A 4029-nucleotide genomic window follows, 5' to 3' on the forward strand; every position below is an offset into this window, starting at 1 on the left:
CCGCGTGCGCGATGATCTGAGGTGGAAACCGGTGGCGCTTGTAACTGATCGACGATGACTTCATCGAAGTCACCTACGTCCAACTGCGTGCATGAGCAACCGAACGACAGTTAACGTGACAACACCGTTCCGTTTGACCTGCGGCGGAAGGTTATTTTTTGCCACTTTTTGCAGTTGAACGCTGCTGTTCTTAGACGTCGTTCAACTGAGAAAACCCAACCACACCCGCCCACGACTGGTCCAAAAAAGCACTCCCGGGTGCCCGAAGCTCACATCAATTTCAACCCAGGACATGGAGGCAGACACGTTCAAATCAAAACATGAACAGCCGAACGACGGGTGGCGTGACAACACCCCCGAGACAGATATGTGCAGATGTGGTAATGCTTTAGCATTGTCTTAGTATCCTCGAATTTAAACCGATTGGTCGGGAAACCACTATGGCGCGCATCTTCAAAGTTATGATCCAAGCTGTCGTCTGCGCGGTAATACTGATCATTCCATTCTTTTGGCTGTGGGCCGTACCCAGTGTTGAAAACCACCCGATTGCGACCGATGCTGAAACCATCGCGAAGGGAAAATATTTGACTGCTGCCGGCGACTGCACGTCCTGCCACACCACCGAGGACGGTGCGGCGTTCGCAGGCGGGCTCAAACTTGATACCCCGTTCGGTGGAATATATTCCGCGAACATCACCCCCTCTGAAAAGGGCATCAAAGGCATGACCTCGGCTGAGTTCTACCAGGTCCTCGCTTATGGTTCTTATAAGACTTTTCGGCCGCTTTACCCTGCGATGCCCTATCCATCATATCACTTGGTCACACGATCAGATTCCGATGCGATGTTCGCGTATCTGATGACGCAGACGCCGGTTGACCAAAGCGTCCCAAAAAACGAATTGAGCTTTCCCTTCAATATCCGACAGCTTGTGCTTTTCTGGAATGTGCTCTTTGCGCGGCGGGGGCCATACGAACCCGATGGATCCCGGGATGAGGTTTGGAACCGCGGTGCCTACCTGGTCGAGGGGCTCGGCCATTGCGGAGCCTGTCATACGCCACATAACAGCTTTGGTGCCGCTGAACATGACCGGGCGCTGGCCGGCACACCGCTTGCAGGTTATGAAGCGCCTGATATTCAGCCCGAGGCTCTGAAGCGGCGCGGATGGAATGCTGAATATCTGACCGAATATTTCAAAACGGGCAGGGGGCCCAAAGGGACCGCCTTCAAGGAAATGTATCTGGTGGTGAAGAATTCGCTGTCGCTGCTGACCGACGAAGACCGGGCCGCCATTGCCACCTATCTATTGGATCTGCCATCAGCCCCAACGGCAGATGGCAATGTTGTGCTGGCCGCCTCTGATGGCGACACTGACGAACCGTATCCGGAAGGGCGAACACTGTTTTTGAACAATTGTTCGATGTGCCACGGCCCGCGCGGCAAGGGAGTGAAAGATGGGGCACCGCCGCTGGCAGGCAATTCCACGGTTGCACAGGTCGGGGGCCGCAACATGATCTATGCAATCGTTTACGGATTTCCTGAACCCAGATCCGTTCCCAATTCCAGCCCGATGCCTGCCTTCAAGGACAGACTGACCCCGACGCAGATCGTGGAATTGGCAAATTTCCTGCGTCACACCTTCGCTTCTGAAACACCCGACCTGCCCAAGATTACCGAGGCCGACATAGAGGCGATACTGAAATAGGTGGCGACAGACGAGTCCGGAGAAATGGATTTTGACATGAGTGATGACCAAGAAAAGCGGGCAAAAACCGATACCAACGTCACACGGCGTAGCGTGTTGACGGGCTGCGTTGGCGTGGCCACTGGCACTGCCGCCACTTTGGTTGCCGGGCTTGGAGCCGAAGGCGCAGCGGCTGGTCCTTTGCAACGCCCGTGGGCGACTGAATTGGGCGATCCGGTTGGCACGAACCCCTATGGTCACCCGTCATCATTTGAAAAGACAGTGGTTCGTCGCCTGACGCCAAGCCAATTCTCACCGAAGGGCTATGTGCCGCCAATGAACGAGTCCTCCTGGACAGGGACGCCGTTGCAGGATCTACGCGGGATCATCACCCCCAACGGGTTATTCTATGAACGATCCCACGGTGGTTATGCAGACATGGATCCAGCAAACCACAAAGTGGTCATTCATGGACTTGTCGACCGCAACCTTGAACTCAGCATGGAGGATCTGCGCCGCTTTCCCACTGTCACCACGTTCCGGTTTCTTGAATGTTCTGGCAACAGCGATCTGATCTGGGGCAAAGCAACCTATGGCGGGCAAGAAACGTCACCATATTTGACCGCGCAGGACATTCACGGCCTTCTCAGCTGCGCAGAATGGACCGGCGTGCGGTTGTCTGACCTGTTGCGCGAGGCAGGGGCCGATACAGAAAGGGCCACGTGGCTGATCGTCGAAGGCGCGGATTCCGGAGCAATGGCGCGTAGCTTGCCGATGGCACGGGCGCTGGACGATTGCATCCTTGCCTTTGCCCAAAATGGCGAAATGCTGCGCCCCGAACAGGGGTATCCAGTACGGTTGCTCGTGCCGGGTTGCGAAGGCAATCTGAACATTAAATGGGTGCAGCGGATTGAGGTGACCGATCAACCCCTGTTTGCGACGTTTGAAACCGGCGGTTACACCGATCTGCAAATGTCCGGAAAGGCGTGGATATCTTCGCTGGTGATGGAGGCCAAATCGATCATCACCTTCCCGTCGGGTGGTCAGTCCCTGCCAGAAAAAGGGTTCTACCAGATCCGGGGCATCGCCTGGTCTGGACGCGGGCGAATTACGCATGTGGACGTGTCGCTCGATGGCGGCCGTAACTGGGCCGAAGCGCAGTTGACAGAGCCGGTGATGTCGAAATGCCTGACCGAATTCACCATGCCCTGGAGGTGGGACGGGAGCGAGACGCTGTTGATGAGCCGCGCCACTGACGAAACCGGCTATACTCAGCCCTTTGTTCAGCAGATCGTCGAAGCGCGCGGCAAATTCTCAGAGTACCACAATAACGGCATCCAGACGTGGCGGGTCGAAAGCAACGGCGAGGTGTATAATGCGCAGGGTTAACCTGATTTTCTGTGCCATTCTGCCGCTGATGGCCCCGGGATTGGCCGTTGCACAGACCGCCGACTGTAATGATCGCCCGTTGTGTCTCGGCCAAACCATTACCGAGGCAGATCTGGCGGTTTGGTCGCTTAACGTTTTCCCCGATGGAACTGGGCTTCCCGATGGGATGGGCAACGCGGAAGAGGGGCGTCAACTATACACGGCCAAATGCTCGGCCTGCCATGGTGACAAAGGCGTTGGTGTGAAAGTTCTGCTGGATCGCGGTGCATTTCCCACCCTGGTCGGTTCGACGCCGCCCTTAACGGATACTGAAGAATGGCCCGCAAAAACTGTGGGCAGCTACTGGCCGTATCCCACGACTTTCTTTGATTATGTTCGCCGCGCCATGCCTTTCGCAACGGCTCATTCCCTAAGCAACAACGAGGTCTATGCCATTACCGCGTATATCCTTGTGCTGAACGACATCCTGCCCGCAGGAGCGACCCTGGATCGTGACGATCTGATGCAGGTGACGATGCCAAATGTTGATGGTTTCATTTGCGATGCCCGTCCAGATGTGTTCGCTCCCCGCTGCATGTCGAATTGTGCAGCGCCCGGCGATGCGGGCCTTTCGATCGGATCCGGCGAGAACTACGGAAAGCCGGTGCCCACAACGGATTGCATGGTGCGAAAGTAATCGCCGGGGTGTTGTCAGGTTCACAGTCTGGGCGGCGAGAACTTGTGGGGCCCCCGGTGGCGCATCCGAGTCATCAATCTTTTGGAGACGATGATACTTAGATTTTAAGATGGAGCTATCGGGGCATTTGCTGGCAGGCCGAGAGCACACAAGAGGGTGTTGTCACGTTAACTGTCGTTCGGTTGCTCATGCACGCAGTTGGACGTAGGTGACTTCGATGAAGTCATCGTCGATCAGTTACAAGCGCCACCGGTTTCCACCTCAGATCATCGCGCACGCGGT

At 56.0% G+C, this 4029-nt stretch carries 3 protein-coding genes; all 3 read left to right on the forward strand.

Translation table 11 applies throughout. The annotated features are described in order from the left end of the window. The first annotated feature begins 440 nt into the window (after window positions 1–440). From MHN28_RS24620 to MHN28_RS24630, 3 genes are read left to right on the forward strand one after another with little or no spacing between them, the layout of a single operon-like run. Window positions 441–1703 (forward strand): cytochrome c, encoded by a 1263-nt coding sequence (locus MHN28_RS24620; RefSeq protein ID WP_239345671.1) that lies wholly within the window; start codon window positions 441–443, stop codon window positions 1701–1703. A 36-nt stretch (window positions 1704–1739) separates the two neighbouring features. Continuing rightward, window positions 1740–3071 carry a sulfite dehydrogenase gene (gene soxC, locus MHN28_RS24625; protein ID WP_239345673.1) on the forward strand — a complete coding sequence of 444 codons (1332 nt, stop codon included), beginning with the start codon at window positions 1740–1742 and terminating at the stop codon, window positions 3069–3071. After that, window positions 3058–3747, forward strand: coding sequence for a c-type cytochrome (locus tag MHN28_RS24630; protein ID WP_239345675.1), 690 nt, complete (start codon window positions 3058–3060; stop codon window positions 3745–3747). The genes soxC and MHN28_RS24630 overlap by 14 nt, the downstream gene beginning before the upstream one ends. Window positions 3748–4029 lie beyond the last annotated feature (282 nt).

The sequence above is a fragment of the Ruegeria sp. Ofav3-42 genome (genome assembly GCF_022347725.1).
Taxonomy (GTDB): domain Bacteria; phylum Pseudomonadota; class Alphaproteobacteria; order Rhodobacterales; family Rhodobacteraceae; genus Ruegeria.

Bases quoted from the DNA above. Each gene is read 5' to 3' on its own strand.
- MHN28_RS24620 (WP_239345671.1), top strand. From the start codon at position 441: ATGGCGCGCATCTTCAAAGTTATGATCCAAGCTGTCGTCTGCGCGGTA.
- soxC (WP_239345673.1), top strand. From the start codon at position 1,740: ATGAGTGATGACCAAGAAAAGCGGGCAAAAACCGATACCAACGTCACA.
- MHN28_RS24630 (WP_239345675.1), top strand. From the start codon at position 3,058: ATGCGCAGGGTTAACCTGATTTTCTGTGCCATTCTGCCGCTGATGGCC.